The organism is Marinomonas spartinae (assembly GCF_900089775.1).
Lineage (GTDB): Bacteria > Pseudomonadota > Gammaproteobacteria > Pseudomonadales > Marinomonadaceae > Marinomonas > Marinomonas spartinae.
Genome location: NZ_FLOB01000005.1, coordinates 243,808 through 264,315, shown reverse-complemented (window position 1 = coordinate 264,315; position 20,508 = coordinate 243,808). Strand labels below are relative to the sequence as shown.

At 43.1% G+C, this 20,508-nt stretch carries 20 protein-coding genes and 1 rRNA gene; 7 read left to right on the top strand and 14 right to left on the bottom strand.

Going from position 1 to position 20,508, the window contains the following annotated elements:
- Positions 1-122, bottom strand: a 16S ribosomal RNA gene (locus tag MSP8886_RS13100); the annotation flags it as partial.
- Between the two features lie 485 nt (positions 123-607).
- Complete coding sequence (gene tyrS / locus MSP8886_RS13095; protein WP_067017110.1) at positions 608-1,912, bottom strand: tyrosine--tRNA ligase; 1,305 nt, start codon at positions 1,910-1,912, stop codon at positions 608-610.
- Positions 1,913-2,015: 103 nt separating this feature from the next.
- Here tyrS and MSP8886_RS13090 point away from each other — a divergent pair, with 103 nt between their 5' ends.
- Complete coding sequence (locus tag MSP8886_RS13090; RefSeq protein WP_139063142.1) at positions 2,016-3,377, top strand: peptidoglycan DD-metalloendopeptidase family protein; 1,362 nt, start codon at positions 2,016-2,018, stop codon at positions 3,375-3,377.
- 93 nt (positions 3,378-3,470) lie between these two features.
- On the opposite strand, the gene trxA is transcribed toward MSP8886_RS13090, so the two are convergent.
- The 6 genes from trxA to lptM all read right to left on the bottom strand — a co-directional run bounded on the left by trxA (position 3,471) and on the right by lptM (position 7,508).
- Positions 3,471-3,797, bottom strand: coding sequence for a thioredoxin TrxA (gene trxA, locus MSP8886_RS13085; protein ID WP_067017108.1), 327 nt, complete (start codon positions 3,795-3,797; stop codon positions 3,471-3,473).
- A 101-nt stretch (positions 3,798-3,898) separates the two neighbouring features.
- A complete protein-coding gene (locus tag MSP8886_RS13080) occupies positions 3,899-4,612 on the bottom strand; it encodes an HAD family hydrolase (protein ID WP_067017106.1) in 714 nt (237 codons plus the stop codon).
- A complete protein-coding gene (locus MSP8886_RS13075) occupies positions 4,609-5,274 on the bottom strand; it encodes a DUF484 family protein (RefSeq protein ID WP_067017104.1) in 666 nt (221 codons plus the stop codon). The genes MSP8886_RS13080 and MSP8886_RS13075 overlap by 4 nt, the downstream gene beginning before the upstream one ends.
- Before the next feature lie 7 nt (positions 5,275-5,281).
- On the bottom strand, positions 5,282-6,112 hold the full coding sequence (gene dapF, locus MSP8886_RS13070) for a diaminopimelate epimerase (protein ID WP_067017102.1): 831 nt from the start codon (positions 6,110-6,112) through the stop codon (positions 5,282-5,284).
- 10 nt (positions 6,113-6,122) lie between these two features.
- Positions 6,123-7,376 carry a diaminopimelate decarboxylase gene (lysA, locus tag MSP8886_RS13065; RefSeq protein ID WP_067017100.1) on the bottom strand — a complete coding sequence of 418 codons (1,254 nt, stop codon included), beginning with the start codon at positions 7,374-7,376 and terminating at the stop codon, positions 6,123-6,125.
- A gap of 9 nt (positions 7,377-7,385) precedes the next feature.
- Positions 7,386-7,508, bottom strand: a complete 123-nt coding sequence (gene lptM / locus MSP8886_RS21930) for an LPS translocon maturation chaperone LptM (protein ID WP_083200946.1) — start codon at positions 7,506-7,508, stop codon at positions 7,386-7,388.
- A gap of 205 nt (positions 7,509-7,713) precedes the next feature.
- On the opposite strand from lptM, the gene MSP8886_RS13060 reads away from it, so the two are divergent.
- On the top strand, positions 7,714-8,616 hold the full coding sequence (locus MSP8886_RS13060) for a hypothetical protein (RefSeq protein ID WP_067017098.1): 903 nt from the start codon (positions 7,714-7,716) through the stop codon (positions 8,614-8,616).
- An 81-nt stretch (positions 8,617-8,697) separates the two neighbouring features.
- Here MSP8886_RS13060 and argH read toward each other — a convergent pair whose 3' ends face one another.
- Positions 8,698-10,098 carry an argininosuccinate lyase gene (argH, locus tag MSP8886_RS13055; RefSeq protein WP_067017097.1) on the bottom strand — a complete coding sequence of 467 codons (1,401 nt, stop codon included), beginning with the start codon at positions 10,096-10,098 and terminating at the stop codon, positions 8,698-8,700.
- 166 nt (positions 10,099-10,264) lie between these two features.
- Between argH and hemC the strand changes: the two genes are divergently transcribed.
- From hemC to MSP8886_RS13035, 4 genes are read left to right on the top strand one after another with little or no spacing between them, the layout of a single operon-like run.
- Entirely contained in the window at positions 10,265-11,188 is a 924-nt protein-coding gene (gene hemC / locus MSP8886_RS13050; RefSeq protein WP_067017095.1) for a hydroxymethylbilane synthase, read from the top strand.
- Between the two features lie 33 nt (positions 11,189-11,221).
- Complete coding sequence (locus tag MSP8886_RS13045) at positions 11,222-11,986, top strand: uroporphyrinogen-III synthase (RefSeq protein WP_067017093.1); 765 nt, start codon at positions 11,222-11,224, stop codon at positions 11,984-11,986.
- Positions 11,976-13,316, top strand: a complete 1,341-nt coding sequence (locus MSP8886_RS13040; protein WP_067017091.1) for a uroporphyrinogen-III C-methyltransferase — start codon at positions 11,976-11,978, stop codon at positions 13,314-13,316. Before MSP8886_RS13045 ends, MSP8886_RS13040 begins: the two co-directional genes overlap by 11 nt.
- Positions 13,313-14,542 (top strand): heme biosynthesis HemY N-terminal domain-containing protein, encoded by a 1,230-nt coding sequence (locus MSP8886_RS13035; RefSeq protein WP_067017090.1) that lies wholly within the window; start codon positions 13,313-13,315, stop codon positions 14,540-14,542. Before MSP8886_RS13040 ends, MSP8886_RS13035 begins: the two co-directional genes overlap by 4 nt.
- Positions 14,543-14,626: 84 nt before the next feature.
- Here the strand turns inward: MSP8886_RS13035 and MSP8886_RS13030 are convergent, their stop codons facing one another.
- The 3 genes from MSP8886_RS13030 to MSP8886_RS13020 form a co-directional block, all read right to left on the bottom strand.
- Positions 14,627-16,177: a methyl-accepting chemotaxis protein gene (locus MSP8886_RS13030; RefSeq protein WP_067017088.1), complete on the bottom strand. Its 1,551-nt coding sequence runs from the start codon at positions 16,175-16,177 to the stop codon at positions 14,627-14,629.
- A 243-nt stretch (positions 16,178-16,420) separates the two neighbouring features.
- On the bottom strand, positions 16,421-17,329 hold the full coding sequence (locus MSP8886_RS13025; RefSeq protein WP_067017085.1) for a hypothetical protein: 909 nt from the start codon (positions 17,327-17,329) through the stop codon (positions 16,421-16,423).
- Between the two features lie 51 nt (positions 17,330-17,380).
- Entirely contained in the window at positions 17,381-17,566 is a 186-nt protein-coding gene (locus MSP8886_RS13020; RefSeq protein WP_067017084.1) for a hypothetical protein, read from the bottom strand.
- Between the two features lie 91 nt (positions 17,567-17,657).
- Here MSP8886_RS13020 and yaaA point away from each other — a divergent pair, with 91 nt between their 5' ends.
- Positions 17,658-18,440 carry a peroxide stress protein YaaA gene (yaaA, locus tag MSP8886_RS13015; RefSeq protein WP_067017082.1) on the top strand — a complete coding sequence of 261 codons (783 nt, stop codon included), beginning with the start codon at positions 17,658-17,660 and terminating at the stop codon, positions 18,438-18,440.
- Between the two features lie 114 nt (positions 18,441-18,554).
- Here yaaA and prmC read toward each other — a convergent pair whose 3' ends face one another.
- Positions 18,555-19,418, bottom strand: a complete 864-nt coding sequence (gene prmC, locus MSP8886_RS13010; protein WP_067017080.1) for a peptide chain release factor N(5)-glutamine methyltransferase — start codon at positions 19,416-19,418, stop codon at positions 18,555-18,557.
- Positions 19,418-20,506 (bottom strand): peptide chain release factor 1, encoded by a 1,089-nt coding sequence (gene prfA, locus MSP8886_RS13005; RefSeq protein ID WP_067017078.1) that lies wholly within the window; start codon positions 20,504-20,506, stop codon positions 19,418-19,420. Before prfA ends, prmC begins: the two co-directional genes overlap by 1 nt.
- Positions 20,507-20,508 lie beyond the last annotated feature (2 nt).

Genomic DNA, 20,508 nt, shown 5'->3' with positions numbered 1-20,508 from the left:
TACGCGTTACTCACCCGTCCGCCGCTCGTCAGCAGGAGCAAGCTCCCCTGTTACCGCTCGACTTGCATGTGTTAAGCCTGCCGCCAGCGTTCAATCTGAGCCATGATCAAACTCTTCAGTTTAAAAGCTTGCTCACTCAAATTCTTACACTAACAATAACTTAATCGATTCATCATCTAAGATCACAAATCAACATAAAGCGAATTGACGTGTTTGACTCTCGTAAGACTTCAATTTTTTTGATCGCTCAGTGCCCTACTCAGTAAACTAAGCAAAACTCTGTCGATCTTCTGAAGGTCTCAGCGAGCGCCCACACAAATTATCTGATTATCTATTTTAAAGAGCGTCTGACGTGTTATCGTTCGGCTTGCTTAGCTTGTTGTTTCAGCTAAGTGGCAAAGCGTTGTTTGCGTTGCCGTCCGTGTCAGTGGGTGCGTATAATACATCCTAGAATTTTGAGCGCAAGTACTTTTTGTGCTTTCTAACAATTAATTGTATTTTTGTCATCAAACTGACTTATTAATAGAGAAGCAAACCCAAATCTGGCTATTTATTAAACAAAAAAGACGCAAAAGCGCCTTTTTTATCAATCTTCCAATAGGTTGGATTAAAGAACAAATAAGTGATGCTTCTTCTTACCCAATTTCACAAGGAAGTATTTATTGTAGTAACCATTATCAGCAGCAAAGATGTCTGCCGCACTCATATTATCTTCCATACCTTTCGCCACACCATTCACAAAAACAGAATTGCGTTGCAAGGCATCCTTTACCTGTTTACCACTTGCAGCCAAACCAGCATCAGCCATCAATGTTGTTAGCGGCGTTTCCGCCAGATTAATACCCACTAGAGAACTGCTTGGTAAACCGTCTAGCTGAATTTGCTCTAAATCTTGTTCACTTAGTTGATCCGCTTCCCCACTAAACAGTGCTTGGGTAATACGCTCAGCCGCTTGCAACCCATCTTCACCATGGACGAGACGAGTCGCTTCACGAGCCAAGATCGCTTGCGCCTCTGGTTTACCTGTACTTTCTTGGTCTGCTTTTTCAATGGCATCAATTTCCTCAAGACTTAAGAAGGTAAAGAACTTGAGAAATTTATAGACGTCTGCATCCGCTGTATTCATCCAAAACTGATAGAAGGCATATTGACTTGTTTTAGCAGGGTCTAGCCAAACGGCACCAGACTCTGTTTTACCAAATTTTGTGCCGTCCGATTTTGTAACTAGCGGTACGGTCATACCAAATGCTTGCGCTTGATTTTGGCGACGGGATAGATCGATACCTCCAACGATATTACCCCATTGATCACTACCACCTACCTGAATAGTACAGTCGTACGCACGATTTAACTCGGCAAAATCCATACCTTGTAGCAAGGCGTAAGAGAATTCAGTAAAAGAGATACCAGAACCTTCGCGATTAAGACGTTGCTGAACGGATTCTTTGTTGATCATGGCATTCACAGAAAAATGCTTACCAATATCACGTAGGAAGTCTAATACATTCATTTGACCCGCCCAGTCCAAGTTATTCACCACTCGGGCAGGGTTTGCAACACCATCAAACTTGATAAACTGGCTCACTTGATTACGAATCTTCTCAGCCCAACTCGCCACAACATCGGCTGTATTTAGTTGACGTTCTGCGGCTTTGAAACTTGGGTCGCCGATCAGACCTGTTGCCCCACCAACAAGCGCGATAGGATTGTGTCCGGCATCTTGAAAACGCTTTAACACTAATAAAGGAACAAGGTGACCAAGGTGCAAGCTATCAGCCGTTGGATCAAAACCACAATAAAGCGTACGACTTCCACCAGCTATATGAGATTTCAGCTCTTCTTCTGCGGTCATTTGGGCGATTAACCCACGAGCTTGTAAGTCTGTTAAAAGATCGTTACTGCTTACTGTCATTTTTTAGATCCATTTCCTAAAGTTAATTTTGATAAAGCTTTCAATTATAAAAGTAATATTGGTAGGATTATAAGGGTTTAATAAAGATTTTTGGATATTCATTTTGGCCAATATACTACCATCGAAGCATATTTTTCTGATTACGGTTATAAGCGTATTGATCATCATACTACTGGTCGCCTTTCCGGAAAAGAAAAAGCAAAGCAACCAGACGATTTCCATCGAGGCGAAACCACAACCCCTTTCGCCTTCGGACACCTCTTCTCAAAAAGTGAATAAACAAGATCACAAAAGCCTATCTTATGAGAAAGATGCCAATACTCTAGACAGCACAACCACTACGATCAGCCCCATTCTGCATACTGTTGAAATTGCAAGTGGCGACTCACTTTCTACCTTACTTTCGAAATACAAGGTCTCTGCTCAGGATATTTACAAAGTCTCTCTAGCGGACAAAAAAAATGGCGATCTTGTAAGAATGCGCCCTGGTCAAAAAATATCCTTTCAAACAGACCCAAAATCAGGGCAACTTCACCAACTCTCTCTTGTCCAAAACCAATTAGAGAGTGTGAAGTTTACACGAGAAAACGACACTTTCCATCGACATAAAATAAGCAAAAAACCAGACATCATTCATACATATAAGGAAGCAACTATTAATAACTCCTTATTTGTCGATGGTATGCTTGCAGATATCGACGAGTCATTACTTATTAATATGGCAAACATTTTTGGCTGGGACATTGATTTTGCATTGGACCTGCGCAAAGGCGACCGATTTAGCATTCTCTATGAAGATAAACTATTGGATGGACAACGCATTGGCCATGGCAACATTTTGGCCGCGCAGTTTATAAACAATGGACGCGTTTATCAGGCGCTTCGCTATAAATCTAAAAAGGGAGCCCATTATTATACCCCTGATGGTTTAGCCATGCGAAAAGCCTTTTTGCGAACCCCTGTCGACTTTACTCGAATATCGTCTGTCTTTAATCCGAATAGACTCCACCCGATTTTTAAAACCAGCCGTCCTCATCGAGGTGTTGATTATGCCGCAGCAAGCGGTACGCCTGTTAAAGCAGCAGGAGACGGGCGTATTGCATTTGCAGGAAAACAACGAGGGTATGGCAACGTCGTTATCATAGATCATGGCAAGGGCTACCAAACGCTTTACGCCCATTTGAAGGGATTTGCGAGAAACATAAAACGCGGAAAATATACCAAACAAGGTAACATCATTGCTTATGTTGGACAAACAGGCTGGGCAACAGGAGCACACCTACACTACGAGTTCCGTATCAATGGCGTCCACAAAAATCCAGTCACAGTGAAACTCCCCAATGATGATCCGATGCCAAAATCTGATTTGAAACGCTACCTACCCTATGCACAAAAAATGGTTGCGACATTGGCGAGCTCTCATTCTCCTGCATTTTCTGAACAGTTAGCTTTACTAGAAGAGTAAACTTTAAAGACGATCACGATCTGGCAGAAACAAAAAAGCAGCTAAAAATAGCTGCTTTTTTGTACACAATGGTATCTAGACAATCACTTAAGACTAGATAGCACCGTTGATAAAGTCTGTAAGTTGCGACTTAGATACTGCACCCACTTTCGTACCAACCACTTCACCGCCTTTAACAACGAGTAAAGTTGGAATACCGCGAACATTGTACTTAGGCGCTGTTTCTGTGTTTTCATCAACATTCAGTTTAACAACTTTTACTTTGCCTGCATATTCAGCTGCAATATCTTCAAGTACTGGTGCGATCATTTTACAAGGCCCACACCAAGGAGCCCAAAAATCAACAATGACAGGCACATCAGATTTCAGCACTTCTTCTTCGAACTGAGCATCTGTAATTTGGATAGTATTGTCACCCATGGTAATTCCTTAAAATCAGTTTTAACTAATGAATGAGTCTAGTATAGCACTAAACAACTAGCGTAAACATGAGTTACTTCTAATAAGACAATAGAAAAGCGCTATTGCAATAAAGACCTAATCACATCCGGTAACTCAAGTAACGAATGAACTTCTGCATCGGCCCGCACACCCCAGGACTCATCCCAGCGGCGAGCGCCATGACGATTAAACCAAATTGCTTTTACTCCTGCGGCTGCCGCTCCAGAGACATCATCAACAGGATGATCACCAATATGAACCATCTGAGTATAGTCAACTTCCGCTTTTTTCAAGGCCGTTTCAAAAAGTATTGGATCAGGCTTAGCCGCGCCGATTTGATCGGCTCGGATCGCAAAATCAAAATACGACGCTAATCCAATATAAGGATGGTATACATCTGCATTACCGTTACTAATCGCAACTAATTGATAGTCTTGACGAAGAACTTCTAAGACATTTTTTACATGCGGGTAGAGGTCCACTTTTTGCCGCCATTCTGAAAAAACAGTCATTGCTGATTCCGCGACAACAGCAGACTCTTCGCTCGATAGCCCAAATTGCTTAAGCGCTTGTTTATAGGTTTCACAGCGTAGTGATGTGATATCGAACGCAAGAGAAGGTGTTTGTGCGATGAGAGCATTACGAATACCCAAACGATTTGATGCCGTAAAAAGCGACATAAAGCCTGGGAAGCGCTCAGTAAACCAAGACTCCATAGCGTATTCAGCACGCACAATCACAGGATCAACATCCCATAAGGTATTGTCTAAATCAAAGGCCACTAATTTTTTCATTCGATTAACCTCTGAAAAATCCCGCTTAACATCTCAGTAAGATATTGCAAAAAGAGCGTCTCTTTTTCCTTAGAAAAAGTATAGGGGGACTGAGAACCCAAAACGAGTACACCAATGCAGTCCTTTTCATTTTCTTGGTGACCAAGAATAGGGACAACGGCAGTAGAGAGAATGAGACGATGGGTTTCAGGAAATAAAAACTGTATCGCTGTTTTGTCCAACAGAGTACAAGAGCTTCTTTTTAAACTTGGCAAGCCATTAAGATGCTCTTTTCTCTCATCCTCGGAACAGCATCGGATGGAAGAACCTTGGTTATTACCGAATAATAACAAGGTATGGTGAGACGCATCGAACTCCTCCCTAACCATATCATCTATCACAATGACCAAATCATCGAGAGAAGAACACGCCACCCCAGCCAGAATCAAACGACGTGTTTTTTGCATAATCGCTTCATTTTGTCGAGCCACCTCAACCAAGCGCTCAAACTCTTGACGATAACTTGCCGCCGTTTTTCTCAGTAGCGAAACTTGATACTCAAGTAATGAAATAACATTACCATGTACCGGATGAGGAAGCGTTAAGCTCTCCAATAAATCAGAATTTTTAACAAAAAAATCCGGCGACTTTGATAGGTACCGAACGACATCCTCTTCTTTCATATATCCTCTATAGGTAAATTTGCCCTTCAAACACTTTTTCAGCAGGGCCAGTCATTAAAATAGGACTCCCCTCACCTTGCCATTCAATGCGCAGATCACCACCACGTAAATGCGCTGTGACTCTTGATGCCAACCAACCTTGTTTGATACCAGCCACAACTGCTGCACAAGCCCCCGTTCCACAGGCTTGAGTCTCCCCCGCACCACGTTCATAGACACGCAAAGCAATCTCTTCAGTGTTAATTACTTGCATAAAACCGACATTCACCCGATTTTCAAAGCGCTCATGAGACTCTAATACAGGTCCGACTGACGATACCAATTCATCGGATAAAGCATCCACTCTTAAAACGGCATGCGGGTTACCGACGGATACTGGCGTTATCTGATGGACCTCGCCCTTCGCCTCAACCATATATAAACCTGATTGTTTTTCAGCGGTGAAAGGCAAGTCTTTAGGATCAAAACTTGGCGCCCCCATATCGACGGTCACTAAACCAGCATCCTCTATACGTAGCTGGATATGCCCTCGCTTGGTTTCCACATTAATAATGCGTTTATTCGTCAACTCGCGGTCTAAAACAAACTTGGCGAAGCAGCGAGCGCCATTTCCACAATGCTCTACCTCCGACCCATCCGCATTAAAGATACGGTAGCGGAAATCCATATCAGGGTGAGTAGGCGGTTCAACGATTAACAGCTGATCAAAACCAATCCCTCGGTTACGATCACCTAATCGTTGGATTTGTTGTTTATTAAAAAATACTTTTCTAGAAACCGCATCCACCACAACAAAGTCATTTCCAAGCCCATGCATCTTGGTAAATTTTAATAACACAGCGTACTCCTTAGTCGGGCAATACTTGCTCACCAGCCAATTGATGCTCTATTGTTTCTCGAGCACGAATCAAGTGAGCCTTATCCCCATCTACCATCACTTCGGCCCCACGGCTGCGGCTGTTGTAATTCGATGACATGGTAAACCCATAGGCACCAGCAGAACGCACAGCCAATAGATCGCCGGCTTGAATGTCCAAGTCTCGATCTTTACCAATAAAGTCTCCGGTTTCACACACAGGACCAACCAAGTCATAGGTACGTACACCCTCTGGTGTTGGCGCTAGTGAGACAGGAACAATATTCATCCACGCCCCATAGAGAGACGGACGAATCAAGTCATTCATAGCACCATCAATCACTGCAAAGTTCTTGTGTGGTGTACATTTTAGAAATTCGACCTGAGTTAATAAAATACCAGCATTAGCCGCAATGGAACGACCTGGTTCAAAAGCAAGAGTGATAGGTCTATCTTTCACTTTTTCAAGAATCAGCTTCGCGTACTCTGCAGGCTCTGGCGGCACTTCATCACGATAACGAACCCCCAAACCACCACCTAAATCCAAATGTTTAATCGTGATTCCAGCTTCTGCTAACTCATCCACCAGCCCAATCAAACGATCGAAGGTATCCAGAAAGGGGGTCAGTTCTGTTAACTGCGAGCCAATGTGGCAGTCCACCCCCATTACATTTAAATTGGGTAGCTTATGGGCAATTTTATAAATGCGTACGGCATCTTGAATATCGATACCAAACTTATTTTCTTTTAGGCCCGTCGAAATATACGGGTGGGTTTTCGCATCCACATCAGGGTTTACACGCAACGAGACTGGAGCCACCTTACCCATTTCGCCAGCCACCTCATTAAGGCGGTAAAGCTCTGGCTCTGATTCCACATTAAAACAGTGAATACCAACTTCTAAAGCTCGCTGCATCTCATGAGCTTGCTTACCTAAACCAGAAAACATGACTTTGGTCGGGTCACCTCCCGCCTTCAACACACGCTCTAATTCGCCAATCGAGACAATATCAAACCCTGAACCAAGGCGAGCTAATACATTTAAAATCGCGATATTCGAACACGCTTTTACTGCATAGCAAATCAGGCTAGGATGAGAAGCAAAGGCCTCAGCGTAGGCGTTATAGTGTCGTTCAAGGGTTGCACGGGAATAGACGTAGCAAGGGGTGCCAAATTGTTCTGCAATTTGCGTTAATGCAACATTCTCTGCTTGCAATAGGCCATTGTTATAGTTAAAAAAGTCCAAGGGGAATCCTCAATTAGTCGAAGACGATTCTTGCTGGGTTGCTGTTCCACTGTGAGGCAAATAAAGAGGGCCTTTATTACCACAAGCGCTAAGAAACACAGCTAAGATAAGCACAGAAAACCATTTAAACATCGTCTTTATCTCTTTAGTTTTTGATTTCAACAGTATACTGGTAGCTATCTCGTTTCCCAACCCTAACCATACATTAAAAACAATATTCTTTACGAAGATGACAAATAACTTATGGACTTGAATCTGCTATATTGACACCTAGCTATAGCAATACAGCAACAAGGATTAGATAGAGAAGCTTATTTACCAGCACTCGAACAACCATATGCCCATATACAGAAGCAGCATCATCAAAAAATCTTGGCTGATAGCATTATTCTGCGCCATCGCCATACATGGTCTTATTTTGTTCGCCAGCAAAGACCAAAACTGGTTAGACTTGTTAAAGCCCTCTGCTTTAGCGTCAAAAAAAACGTTAGAGGTATCTTTAATCACGCCAGAAAAACAAACTCAAACCCAGTCTAATAGGCAAGCCGCCGCACCCTCTTTAGACAACCCAAAAGACAACTCAAAGTCACAGAAACAGACTTCCACCACCGCTGACACAACAAATCACGTCACCCAAAAGACAAACACAGCGAACTCGACAAAAGCACAGGGAACAGAATTTTTCCAGAGCACATCACCCACCAACACCACTACCCAGCAGAAAAAGCCTGATAGCCACTTTGGTACGGTGGAGCGCAATGGTGTTTCCGTACCAGCTGGTAATCGCCATGGTTTAGATAGCAAATTATTAACAAGCCAGCAAACAAAAACCCTCACAGATAAGCCTGAGCTGTTAGACATCTCCAAAATATCATTATCACCCGATGCAGATATGCAAACGACTAGTAAAATCTTTTCAAAAGAGCTACGACAAAAAATAGAGGAATCAAAAGCCGCTCAAAGGGAATATTTAAAAGGTGTGGATAAAAGCAAAAACACAAACTATCCCATTACAGAAGACGCTGATGGTACACGATATGTCAACATCAAAGGGGTCTGTTGGCGAATGCCAAAAGAAGACGCTACGGATGGTTCGAAAAAGGGCTGGGCGATCGTCTTTGATGGCTGCGGCATCAAATCAAAGCTGTTTCATTTTGAACTGAACATCTCCCCCAGTATTTTAACAAACGAGCTATTAGGACCCGATTCGCCTTTTAACTTGGAGCAGCAACCTAAGTAAAAGCGATTTTTATAAGGCAAGCCAACAGTCCGAAGTAAAACTGCTGGCTTTTTATTTTATAGCCCTTGTACACTTAAAAAGTTATCGCAGCGCAAGATCAGACTTTGCTCGTTCTATTGCTTTCAATACTTGAGCTGGTGCTGTTCCACCAACATGATCACGAGCCGCGACAGAACCTTCTAACGTTAAGACATCAAAAACATCGTCTTTGATCATACTTCCGAAGGTTTGCAATTCTTCAAGCGTCATTTCTGATAAGTCTTTTCCGGTTTTCACACCATACCCCACCGCTTTACCAACTACTTCATGGGCATCACGAAAGGCAACACCTTGACGAACCAAATAATCCGCTAAATCTGTTGCGGTAGAAAAGCCACGGCGAGCAGCTTCGTACATGTTCTCGCTGCGCGATTCAATCGCGGGAATCATATCAGCGAATGCACGCAGAGAGCCTTTAAGCGTATCCACCGTATCAAACAACGGCTCTTTGTCTTCTTGGTTGTCTTTGTTGTAAGCCAAACATTGCGACTTCATCAAAGTCAGCAAGCCCATTAAATGCCCATAAACACGACCAGTTTTTCCTCGAACTAACTCTGGCACATCTGGATTCTTTTTCTGAGGCATGATAGACGAACCAGTACAAAAACGATCCGGTAAGAAAATAAAGTTAAACTGAGCAGAAGCCCACATCACCATCTCTTCTGCCCAACGGGACAAATGCATCATGATGATAGAAGCTGTCGAGGTAAATTCAATGGCAAAATCACGATCACTAACCGAATCAAGAGAATTATAAGTCGGGCGCTCAAACCCGAGCAATTCAGCAGTCATATTTCGGTCAATCGGATAAGTTGTTCCAGCAAGCGCAGCCGCCCCAAGAGGCAAAATATTAATTCGTTTACGACAATCAACAAGGCGCTCGTAGTCACGCTGTGCCATTTCATACCAAGCCATCAGATGATGGCCGAAGGTGACGGGCTGGGCCGTTTGCAAATGAGTAAAACCTGGCATAATGGTATTGGCCTCTTTTTCAGCCAAACTCAAAATGCCTTGTTGCAAGCGGGTAATTTCTTCCAATAAAAAATCTACTTCGTCACGAAGGTAGAGACGAATGTCGGTTGCCACTTGATCATTACGAGAGCGACCTGTATGCAGTTTCTTACCTGTAATGCCGATTTTTTGCGTTAAACGTGCCTCTATGTTCATATGCACGTCTTCTAGGTCGACGGACCATGCAAACTCACCACGTTGAATTTCATCTTCGATTTCCGTCAGACCTTGAATAATCTGATCTCGTTCTTCTTCGGTCAAAACCCCCACACTGGCGAGCATTTTGCCATGCGCAATTGATCCTTGTATATCCTGCTTTGCCATCCGTTGATCGAACTCAACAGACGCAGTAAAACGCGCAACAAACGCATCCACAGGCTCAGAAAAACGACCACCCCATTGCTGGTTTGTGGTTTTATTCGTATCAGTCATTCACTCGGTTCCCACACAAATTCAAACAGACACAAAGAGTACCTTAAGCGCCGAGACTTATAAAGCATTGAAAGATGACGCTCTCGACGTTAACGAGTATGATTAGCAGTATCGATCTCAAAGCAGACAACCCATTTCTTCTGCCCACATTTAACTAGGAGATAGCGTGAAAGATAAGATAGTGATTGCCACTCGAGAAAGTCAATTAGCCCTTTGGCAAGCCAACAAAGTAAAAGCACAACTGGAGTCTTTATATCCGACGCTACGCGTTGAACTACTTGGCATGACAACGAAAGGAGATCAAATCTTAGATTCACCTTTATCGAAAATCGGCGGCAAAGGCCTGTTTGTGAAAGAACTGGAAACCGCTCTAATGGATGGACGTGCTGACATTGCTGTACACTCAATGAAGGATGTGCCTATGGCTTTTCCAGAAGGGCTAGGCTTAGCGGTCATATGCGAGCGAGAAGATCCAACCGATGCATTTGTCTCCAACCACTTTGCCACCATTGATGATCTTCCTGCTGGTAGCATCATTGGTACATCCAGCTTACGTCGTTCTTGTCAGCTACGTATGAACCGTCCGGATCTAGTTATCAAAGATTTACGAGGTAATGTAAACACCCGTTTAAGAAAAATGGATGAAGGCGAATACGATGCCATCATATTAGCAACTGCTGGCCTGATTCGTTTAAACATGCAAGATCGTATTCGCCTGCGCATTCCTGTGGAAATCAGCTTACCTGCCGGTGGCCAAGGTGCGATGGGGATTGAGTGTCGCTCTGAAGATCTTGACACCATTGAACTATTGAAGCCGCTGCAACACAATGAAACAGCAACTCGTGTTATCGCTGAGCGGGCTGTTAACGAACGGCTCAATGGGGGCTGCCAAGCGCCAATTGCTTGTTATGCTACCTTATCAGGCGATGACCTTTTCATCCGTGGTCTTGTTGGCAGTCCAGATGGAAAGACCATGATTGAAAGCCAAATAACTGGCCATAAAGACAATGCGAAGAACTTAGGTGTTTCAGTTGCTGAAGACTTGCTAACAAAAGGCGCCGACGCTATCTTGGCCGCGATTTATCAATAATATGAAGACACGTAGTTAACGGAAGGTAAACAGGTGAATAAGCTAAGTATTTTAATCACTCGCCCTGAGCCAGAGAACAGCCTAAGCTGTCAACACGCTAAACAACATGGTTATTTGCCAGTTCCTCTTCCGATACTCTCTATTTCGCCCCTTACTGAGCCTAATCAAGTCGCTGCTATTCGCTCTCTTGTTTTTAATATAGATGAGTTTCATTATGTGATTTTTGTCAGTAAAAATGCCGTGCGTTTTGGCGTTGAATGGCTTGACGACTGCTGGCCAATGATCCCAGAAGGCATCCATTGGATTGGCATTGGCAAAGGCACAACTAAAGCATTACAGGAACTGGGAGTTCCAGCTATTACCAACCCAGGCCATACCACTGAAGCATTACTAGAGTGGTTAAAACCCGCCAAAATGCGAGGCCAAAAAGTGCTGATAATAAAAGGGGAAGGCGGGAGAACAGAGCTAGGAGATCAGTTAACAAAACGGGGGGCTAGTGTACAATACTTGTCTTTATACCAGAGACAACAACCTTCTTATGCTGCACAAACGTTTCTTATGCTTCCAGACATTGATCTCATTTGGATCACCAGTGGTGAAAGCTTAGACAACTTAAACGACTATACTGAACAATTTAAACCTGAGCTAAAAGCGCTTCCCATCCTTACTCCGAGTGTTAGAGTAAACGACCTAGCTCTAGAAATGGGCTGGAAGCAGGCAACATGTGCTAATGGTGCCGATGACCAAAGCCTTATCTCAGCGACGGAACTTTACATAGGAAATAAGAATGACAGATAACAATAACACCAACTTGGAAGAGAACAGCCATCCTCCTAAAGCGCCGCAAGAAGATACGCGATCTGGTGCCCAAAAGGCTCGAGACAGAAAACGTGACGAGCAACGCTCACAAGAAGCAAAGAGCACATTTTCAATAAACCAAACTCTGCTTAGTGCCAGTATTGTTATCTCTCTTGCCTCTTTATCTGCAAGTGGTTGGTTGTTTTATCAAGCTCAACAGCATAATCCCGCTGACGCCATTGCACTGTTACAACAGCAACAGAATAAAACTAACGACCAACTTGTCGCTTATAATCAATCTCGCTCACAAGTCAATACACTTTCCAGTCAAGTTGCTCAGACGGAGCAGCAAATAAAACAACAAACCGAAAAACTGCTTGGCGAACAAAGCCAGCAAAGTGAGCAAATTAAAACCATTCAGAAACAATTAAGCCGCATACACAACAATACAAAAGAAGACTGGAAATTAGCGGAAGTAGAATATTTGGTTCGACTTGCAAATCAACGCGTTCTTTTAGAATCCGATGCCAGAGGAGCCATTGGTTTATTATCCAGTGCCGACTCGATTTTAGCCGAGCTGCAAGACCCCATGTTTTTTGCCGCTCGCAAAGCCATTGCGAAAGATATTCAGGCGCTTAAATCAACACGACATTTTGACTTACAAGGCCGCTACTTGCAGCTAGATGCCCTCTATGATCAAGTTAGTAAGCTCCCCCAGCGGGAACCTTCTAAAGCTTGGCAGCAAGACCACCAAACGAGTGAGACAAAACCCCAATCTCAGGGAATGACAGATAAAGTCACTGGCGTGTTAAGCGAATTTTGGCAATCGTTAAAATCGTTAGTCATCATTAACTACGATCATACCCCTATTAAAACCTTATTACCGCCAACCGAATATCAACAGCTGGTAACAGGACTGCAGCTACAACTTGATGTTGCACAAGTCGCTATGGTGAAAGGCGAATCGAAAATTTACCAAAATGCGCTTTCCCGTGTCGCCAAAGCGGTTACGGAACATTTTGACACTAAATCACAACAGGTTATTGCCTTCTTAGCTAGCATTACCTCGTTGCAGCAGGTAAATCCAGCACCTAACCTGCCACTGCCTAATGATTCCCTTGAAGCTATGAAAACGCTTATCAAAAAATGGAATGAGAGAACCCAATCTACAGAGCAACCCCAACAGCTTCAGCAGGACTCAACACCTTCTGTTAAATCAACGACTCCTGTAGACTCCGCTCCTCCGGCAAACACAAGCAAACAAAGTGCCGGCGCTCCTGAAACTCAAAACTCACAAAAGAGTCCAAATAATCAAGGAGCAAAAGCATGAGAAAACTGTTATTTATCCTTGTTATTATGATGGTCGCAGGGGGTGTTGTTGGATTACTCATGCGCCAAGACAGTGGCTATGTACTAATTGCTTATAACGGTGTGACAATCGAAACCAGCCTATGGGTATTGGTCGCGGCAATTATCGTTGCGCTGTTTGTATTAGGTTGGGTAAAAAAGGTTTTATTCATAGCCCTAAGACCTAGCAGCTCGTTGTCTAAAATTACTGATAACTTAGCTCATAAACGCGCTTCTAAGAACACCATTCGAGGTATGTTGGAGCTCGTCGGAGGAAACTGGAAAAAGGCAGAAAAACTGCTAACAAGTAGCGCTGGGAATGCTTCATACCCACTTATCAACTATATTGGTGCCGCTTACGCAGCCAGTGAACAGGAAGAACATGAGCGATCTAAAGCGCTACTTCGTACCGCCCATCAATCCACACCAGAGGCAGAATTCGCCATCGGCTTTGCGCAAAGTCAAATTCAAATCCGACAAAAGCATTACGAAGGTGCCCTAGCCTCTCTTTTACGCTTACAAAAAATCAAACCAAAGCACAGGCAGATCTTAAAAATGCTGGTAGCAGTCTATACCAAGCTAAAAGATTGGGATGCTTTACTCAGCCTCACACCAACTCTGAAAAAAGAAGGTATCTACAACGAAGAAAATATGCTGGACTTAGAACGCAATGCCTTTTTAGCCCTTTTGGAGAAAATTAAGTTCCGCAATAAGCTTGGCGAAAGTAACAAAGCACTCGTCTCTGATGTCGAATCTTTATGGAATAAGCTCGACTCACTGTCTCAAGACGATCATATGCGCAAGCTGTATGCTCAAACACTTATTGCCTTTAAAAACGAAGAAAAAGCAGAGGCCTTTATCCGTCAAAGTTTAAACACCAGGTGGTCGGAGGAGCTCATCTATGAATATGGTAATTTACGAGAGCTTAATAGCAATAAACTGTTAAACAACTGTGAAAACTGGCTTAAAAAAGAGCCCCGCAGCTCAAATCTGTATCTTGTTTGTGGTCGGTTAAGTCAATCTATTCGTTTATGGGGTAAAGCCAAAGACTATTACGAAAATGCTTTTAACTTAGATGCAAATAGCGAAGCAATGGCAGAGCTAAGCCGTTTACTCCAAGCAATGGGGGATTCAAAAGGCAGCCAAAACATTGTGATGATGAGCATGAATCAAGCAAGTGAGCGCTTAACCCCTCTTCCCTTACCTTAGCCTTAAAAATGTGCCCAATAAAAAGCCGAGTCGTGATGCAGCTCGGCTTTTTAGCTTTTAACCCTTTCTATGCCCTAGAGCATTCTACTTAAAACGTGTGACTAACTCGTGCAGATCTGAAGAGATAGCCTGCAGCGTTTGAATACTCTCTGAAGAGCTGTTTGCCTTATCCAAACTTTCGGTTGCTAAATTAGATATACGGACAATTTGCTGATTAATGTCTTCCGACACATGAGCTTGTTCTTCTACGGCTGCTGCCATCTGATCAGCCATGTCAGCGATCTCAGAGACACCAGAGACGATAGACACTAATGAAGCTTCTGCCGCTAACATTTGTTGTACGCCTTTTTCTGCCCCAACTTTACCTTGATTAGCTTTTTCAACCGATTGTTTAGCACTTTGTCTCAACACTTCGATGATGTCATGAATTTCTTTTGTCGATCCCTGTGTTCGTTGGGCCAACTGGCGCACTTCATCAGCTACCACAGCAAAGCCACGCCCATGTTCGCCAGCACGCGCGGCCTCAATAGCCGCATTCAGGGCTAATAGATTCGTCTGCTCAGCAATTTGGTCAATCATTTGCGCTACTTGAGCGATTTTCTCAGAGCGACCGGACAACTCCTCCACGGTATCACTAATCTCATTAACTGTTTGATTTAAAGCCTCAATAGAGTGACGCGTCTCTTCAATCACTTTTCTGCCTTCCTGAGCAGAACTTGAGGTTTCTTTAGCTCCGTCAGCAGTGCTTTGTACATGGGCTGACACTTCACTGATAGTTGTCGTCATTTGATGCATGGCAGCCGCCACATCTTGCGTTTCATGCTGTTGGCTTGTCATTTTTTGCGTCGATTCGTCCGTCAAACGATAACCGATATTTGCTTGCTCAAATACTTTACTTGACTCATCTTCAATACGAGTTAGCACTGCATCTAGACGTGATCTAAGACTCTTAACCCCCACATCTAGCTTGGCAGTAGACAGTAGCGCATCAGAATAGGTAATCGCAGCAAGAGGATGCATAAACGAAGTTGATAATCTTTGTTTTATCGTTTTGATCGAGTTGTTCCGCCCAATAAAAAGCAGTCCATTTGATAATAAACTTGCCACTAGAAAAACCGCCATTCCTTGCCAAAGTCCAGCGACAATCCCTCCCGCTACACCAAGCACAGCCCCAATAATCAATATCAGCGAAGGAAGCGAAAGAGCGAATCGCGGCATCACGCGTTTTCCTGCATTTATTCTTTTGTAAACTTTTTCAGCTCGTGCAACATCCTTGCGACTTGGTAATGTACGCACCGATTCATAACCAACAACTTCGCCATGCTCTGTAACGGGTGTCACATAGGCATCGACCCAATAAAAATCACCATTTTTACAGCGATTCTTTACCATCCCCATCCAAGGCTCACCGCGCTTTAAATGCTTCCACATCACATCAAATGCCTCTACTGGCATGTCAGGATGGCGCACTATATTATGAGAACTGCCAATAAGCTCTTCTTTGTCAAAGCCACTGATATCTAAAAACGCCTTGTTGCAATTTGTGATATTACCCTTTAAATCTGTGGTGGATATAAGCTTTACATCTTTGGCGAATGTTTTCTCGCTCGCTGTAACTGGAAGATTGTTTCTCATTAATAATTAGACCTTACTTAGCTATACTTCCTATTAGTAAGTCTTACATTTAAAAGACAGACATCCTATTTAATAACAATATATTTTTATTTTTCCCATGCAACAAATAGTTCTTAATTTAAGAATAAAACTACTCGGAACAATTTAGATTAGCCGTAAGTTTTTCCATAAGATTAGCGTCGTTTTAAAGGCTTTCAAGACTTTACAACAAAAATTAACCAATTCGGGGATTTGCAACAAAAATTAACCAATTCGACGAGAAAGGTAACGTGTGACGACAGGTAACAGCGATGTTGGTATCTGAAGCGCTCCCGCAAGAGGCAAAAAAGCTGGTCCTAACAGCCCTCCAGCGATAGTGTAGGTGAGTAAGACATTTCGATTGCCTGAAGTAATGGCTGCTGTTAACGCGAACTCTTTACCCGATTTTCTATAAACCCAATAAGAAATAATGAAAAACAAACAGCACAACAATATTGCAATCACTAAATAAATCAAAGCATTATGAGGATTTCTATCAAACAACTGTCTAAAACTCCCCACCAACCCAAAAGGAAAAGCCAAAACAAATAAAATTGTATAAGGTGAAATCCGATTCAATATAGTGTTGAGTGTATCCCTTTGTATTGCTTTATGAATAAGATATGAAAAAAACATTGGCCCGAATATAAATATAACCAATCGTAACATATAAGAGGTTAAATCAAGAGATATATGCCCTGGATGATATGCCAGTAGAGTAACAAAAATCGCAGCAGGTAAGAGAAGAGTCGACGCAATTGTCATTGCCATGGCTTCAATACTATCGAAGCCAAGGGCTCTGACAATCGCAGGAGTCGCAAATAAAGACCCCGTTGCTGCCACAGACACCATTGCCAACTGTAAGCTTTTATCCAAATGAAAAAGGTTCGCTATACAACCAACAAGCAGCATATAAACCGCACTGTGAACGAAAGCATATCCCCAAACACTGACTTTTTTTAAGCGACGCAGCAGCTCATTTTGCCTAATACCTAATAAGGTTAATGTCATTAAACAAAACAAAATATAGGGGAGAAAAACAAAAAAATGACTGGATAGATCAGGCAGCACAAAACCTAGCACTGCAGACAAAAACATAAAAACCAAGGAGTGACGAATCAGAAAGGCGAACATAACAGTAATGACCTTAGTCAACATAGGGGGAGAGTTAGTTTACAACCAAACTTACTTTTTGTAATGGGCGTATTTTTTATTATTTTCCGGAAGCTCTGCAATTTCTAGAGGCCATTGCTCTCGAGCACGATCAAATGCGTCTCGCAATTCGGTGAGATCTCTATCACTAATAGCGTCATAAAAAGAACACTTAGGCGATCTTTTTTGTACTGGAAGGTAGATCAGATTATCAGCCATATCCTATCTCTATTGCCATTAACTCTAGATATCTATCGACACTCTATGGATAATCTTTAACAAACGCAACATTTGAACCGATGGAATGCCTATGAAATTTTTAATATCACCTGCTAAAACCCTCGATACAAGCTCCAAGCCAAGTGTTGATGACGTATCTCAACCAGATTACTTGGACGATGCCCAACAACTGATCGAAACCATAAAGCCTTACACCCCACCACAAGTAGGTTCTTTAATGAAGTTGAGCGATAAGCTAGCTACCCTCAACGTTGAGCGCTACCAGTCTTGGAAAAAAAATCATAACAAAGACAACAGCCGTCCCGCCATTTATACCTTCATGGGGGATGTTTATACCGGACTGGACGCCTATAGCCTTAGTCCAAAAGAGATGACATACGCTCAAGATCACTTACGCATACTTAGCGGGCTATATGGTCTGCTTAAACCGCTTGATTTGATGCAAGCCTATCGTCTAGAAATGGGCACTCACTTGGAAAACCCTCGCGGCACAAACTTATACCAGTTTTGGGGCGACACCATCGTCGATGCACTTAATAAACAACTAAACGATGGTGAGTTACTAGTAAACCTTGCGTCTAATGAATACTTTAAGGCTGTCAATACCAAAAAGCTCAATGCACCATTGATCTCTCCTAATTTTTTAGATGAGAAGAATGGCAAATTTAAAGTCATTAGTTTTTATGCCAAAAAAGCTCGTGGCCTCATGGCTCGCTACTTAATTCAAAACCGATGCGAAACACTGGATGACATCAAAGCCTTCAATATAAATGGCTATGAATACGATGAATCGCAGTCCACCAGTCTGGTTCCAGTATTTGTTCGCCCAGAAAGTGCTCAACCACAAAAGTAACCACAGTTAGAAACAAAAAAGACCTTTTCAGATAACCTGAAAAGGTCTAATAAAGGTACAGTTACTCTAGTCTAGCAATGACCAACAATAAAATACGTACTAGTTCTCTTCTCCCTACCCTTTCCAACAACCGAACGTCACCCTGTCATTTCCACCCAAATCTTGATGCGTCACGATACGACAATATCCTTTTGTTTCAAACAGGGTTTGTACTGCTTGCGCTTGATCATAACCATGCTCTAATAACAAATAGGCTCCCACTTTAAGAAAGCGTGGCGCGGTGTCGATAATATGCTCAATATCCGCAAGGCCATGATTCTCAGAAACCAGAGCACTTTTAGGTTCAAAGCGCACGTCCCCTTGCGATAAATGCTCATCATTAGGATCAATATAGGGTGGGTTGGATACGATCAAATCAAACAACGCATGACCTTCCAGTTCACTACCTTCCAATACACTAAACCAACAACTTTGCCGAAAGTCGACAGTCAGCTGATTATTCTTCGCGTTACGCTTAGCAAGCGCTACCGCCTCATCAATTAGATCAATCCCCATCACTCGAGCATTGGGACACTCCGACGCTAGCGCCAAAGCAATGGCCCCTGTGCCAGTGCCTAAGTCCAAAATTCGCAAATTTTCACGAGGGTTAATAAGTGATAATGCCGTTTCAACTAAGCATTCTGTATCCGCTCTTGGAATCAAAGTACAGGGTGCCACTTCTAACAATAATGACCAAAACGCCTGTTGTTTAATTAAATAGGCAACTGGCTCCCCTTGCTCCCGTTTTTTTAGCAGCTTATCAAATTCCGCCCATGCCTTTTCATCAAGCAACTTGTCTGGCCAAGTATAAAAGTAGGCAGTCGTCACACCTAAGACATGAGCTAATAATAACTGGGCATCCAGTTGCGCGCTATCGGACACAAAACGAAGGCGCTCGTAAGCGCCCTTCAAGAGTTCATCAATTCGCAACTCAGTCATTAATTATCGCCACTTAAAGCGGCTAACTGCTCTGCCTGGAACTCACTGACAAGCGGATTAATCAGCACATCCAAATCCCCCGTCACAATCTCATCTAATTTATACAGAGTTAAATTAATACGATGATCGGTAACGCGACCTTGAGGGTAGTTATAGGTTCGGATACGTTCGGAGCGGTCGCCACTGCCCACTAAAGATTTACGCGTTTCAGATTGCTCGCTTGCCGCTTTCTCTTGTTCCGCAGCCAATAAACGAGAAGCCAAAAGCGACATGGCTTTTGCACGGTTTTTATGTTGCGAGCGCTCTTCTTGACATTCCACCACCACACCGGTTGGAATGTGGGTCAAACGAATCGCTGAGTCGGTTTTGTTAACGTGCTGACCACCCGCACCAGAAGCACGGAAGGTATCTATACGTAAATCGTTTTTATTGATCACAATATCCGCGACCTCATCCATTTCCGGCATAATGGCCACAGTACAGGCAGAGGTATGAATACGGCCTTGAGATTCGGTAGCTGGCACCCGCTGCACTCGGTGTACACCGGACTCAAACTTCAGTTTGGAGTACGCGCCATCGCCCACTATGCGCGCAATAACCTCTTTATAGCCACCATGCTCACCATCACTTGCACTAATGATTTCGACTTTCCAGCGCTGCGTCTCTGCGTAACGAGAGTACATACGGAATAGATCACCAGAGAAAATAGAGGCTTCATCGCCACCGGTTCCTGCGCGTACTTCTAGAAAAACGTTACGCGAGTCATTTGGATCTTTCGGTAACAACAATTTTTGTAGAGCCAGCTGCAATACTTCTTTTTGTTGCTCACCAGACTTTATTTCCTCTACCCCCATTTCTTTAATATCAGGATCTGGATCCGTCATCATCAGCTCTGCTTCCGCTAAATTCTCTTCCACTTGCTGATACTCATTAAAACAATTCACCACAGGTTCCAGCTCGGCATACTCTTTCGAGTATGAGCGGAATAGATCCTGATCCATAATGACTTCGGCGTCACTTAATAAAGCGGCCAATTCATCATAACGATCAGACAAACTTTCTAACTTAAATTTGATCGAATCTTTCATTT

Coding starts and splice junctions, on each gene's coding strand:
- tyrS (WP_067017110.1), bottom strand. CDS start 1,912: ATGACAGTAAGCAGTAACGATCTTTTAACAGACTTACAAGCTCGTGGG.
- trxA (WP_067017108.1), bottom strand. CDS start 3,797: ATGGGTGACAATACTATCCAAATTACAGATGCTCAGTTCGAAGAAGAA.
- MSP8886_RS13080 (WP_067017106.1), bottom strand. CDS start 4,612: ATGAAAAAATTAGTGGCCTTTGATTTAGACAATACCTTATGGGATGTT.
- MSP8886_RS13075 (WP_067017104.1), bottom strand. CDS start 5,274: ATGAAAGAAGAGGATGTCGTTCGGTACCTATCAAAGTCGCCGGATTTT.
- lptM (WP_083200946.1), bottom strand. CDS start 7,508: ATGTTTAAATGGTTTTCTGTGCTTATCTTAGCTGTGTTTCTTAGCGCT.
- MSP8886_RS13060 (WP_067017098.1), top strand. CDS start 7,714: ATGCCCATATACAGAAGCAGCATCATCAAAAAATCTTGGCTGATAGCA.
- argH (WP_067017097.1), bottom strand. CDS start 10,098: ATGACTGATACGAATAAAACCACAAACCAGCAATGGGGTGGTCGTTTT.
- MSP8886_RS13040 (WP_067017091.1), top strand. CDS start 11,976: ATGACAGATAACAATAACACCAACTTGGAAGAGAACAGCCATCCTCCT.
- MSP8886_RS13035 (WP_067017090.1), top strand. CDS start 13,313: ATGAGAAAACTGTTATTTATCCTTGTTATTATGATGGTCGCAGGGGGT.
- MSP8886_RS13030 (WP_067017088.1), bottom strand. CDS start 16,177: ATGAGAAACAATCTTCCAGTTACAGCGAGCGAGAAAACATTCGCCAAA.
- MSP8886_RS13025 (WP_067017085.1), bottom strand. CDS start 17,329: ATGTTCGCCTTTCTGATTCGTCACTCCTTGGTTTTTATGTTTTTGTCT.
- MSP8886_RS13020 (WP_067017084.1), bottom strand. CDS start 17,566: ATGGCTGATAATCTGATCTACCTTCCAGTACAAAAAAGATCGCCTAAG.
- yaaA (WP_067017082.1), top strand. CDS start 17,658: ATGAAATTTTTAATATCACCTGCTAAAACCCTCGATACAAGCTCCAAG.
- prmC (WP_067017080.1), bottom strand. CDS start 19,418: ATGACTGAGTTGCGAATTGATGAACTCTTGAAGGGCGCTTACGAGCGC.
- prfA (WP_067017078.1), bottom strand. CDS start 20,506: ATGAAAGATTCGATCAAATTTAAGTTAGAAAGTTTGTCTGATCGTTAT.